The sequence below is a fragment of the Nocardia sp. CY15 genome, assembly GCF_009829295.1.
GTDB classification, from domain to species: Bacteria; Actinomycetota; Actinomycetes; order Mycobacteriales; family Mycobacteriaceae; genus Nocardia; species Nocardia sputi.
On sequence record NZ_VUOT01000095.1, the window covers coordinates 1 to 1,219 of the forward strand.

At 64.9% G+C, this 1,219-nt stretch carries 1 protein-coding gene; it reads left to right on the forward strand.

Features of this window, described 5'->3' with window-relative positions:
- Positions 1–168: 168 nt before the first annotated feature.
- Complete coding sequence (locus GVY39_RS33735) at positions 169–1,206, forward strand: IS110 family transposase (RefSeq protein ID WP_240679496.1); 1,038 nt, start codon at positions 169–171, stop codon at positions 1,204–1,206.
- Positions 1,207–1,219: the final 13 nt, after the last annotated feature.

The window sequence follows — 1,219 nt, forward strand, 5'->3', positions numbered from 1 at the left end:
TACGGTGGGTGCCGCCGGTGAGGTTGGCCTTTTCGTGAATCGTCCACTGCGGCCGGAGCTGGTCCAGCCGAGTGTGACTTGATAGGAGAATGAGGCGCAGCCTCTCAACTGAGACGTGTCCCTCGGCCGGGCCATCATCACCAACGGTAGAGGGAGACAACAGACTTGATGGTCATCGGGGTCGATCCACACAAACACAACCACACCGCGGTCGCCGTGGACGGCAACGGTCGCAAGCTCGGCCAGATCACCGTCGGAACGACGGCCGCCGACATCGTTCGATTGCTCGATTGGGGACTGCAGTGGGATCAGGACCGGCAATGGGCAGTCGAGGACTGCCGACACGTGGCTGGAGCGCTGGTGCGGGCCCTGGTCGGTGCCGGGCAGGCCGTGGTGATGGTGGCGCCCAAATTGATGTCGCAAACGCGCAGTTCGGCCAGAACGCGCGGCAAGTCCGACCCGATCGACGCGTTGGCGGTCGCTCGGGCTGCGCTGCGAGAACCCGATCTTCCCGAAGCGCATCTCGACGACCAGGCGCTCGAGGTCAGGCTCCTGCTCGACCACCGAGAGGATCTGATCGCCGAGCGGACCCGGATGATCAATCGGCTGCGCTGGCACCTGCACGACCTCGACATCCTGTTACCGGCCGGCCAAGCGTTGAACAGCCTCAAAGCCTTGGACATGCTGCGTGAGCAGCTCGAGTCATTGCCCAACGGCATCCGTGTCGAGATCGCGCTCGAGCTGTTCGAGCGGATCACCACCGTGACCCGCCGCATCAGCCAAATCAAACGACGCATCGAGGCGCAGATCGAAACGCTGGCCCCGCAACTGCTGGAAATCCCCGGTTGCGCCGGGCTCACCGCCGCCAAGCTCCTCGCCGAGACCGCCGGTGCCGCCCGATTCCGGTCCTCGGCCGCGTTCGCCATGCACGCCGGAACAGCACCGATACCCGTCTGGACCGGCAACCGCACCCGATTCCGCCTCAACCGCGGCGGCAACCGGCAACTCAACGCTGCGCTCCACCGGATCGCGGTCACCCAGCTACGCACCCATCCACCCGCCCGCGCGCTGGTTGAACGACGAACCGCGCGCGGCAACTCCAAAACCGAAGCACTGCGAGTACTCAAACGTCATCTCGCCGACGTCGTCTACCACCGGCTCCAGCAAACCAAGCCCCACACCACTTGCCACGAGGCCGCAGCTTGACATAGGAGATTCA

Bases quoted from the DNA above. Each gene is read 5' to 3' on its own strand.
- GVY39_RS33735 (WP_240679496.1), top strand. From the start codon at position 169: ATGGTCATCGGGGTCGATCCACACAAACACAACCACACCGCGGTCGCC.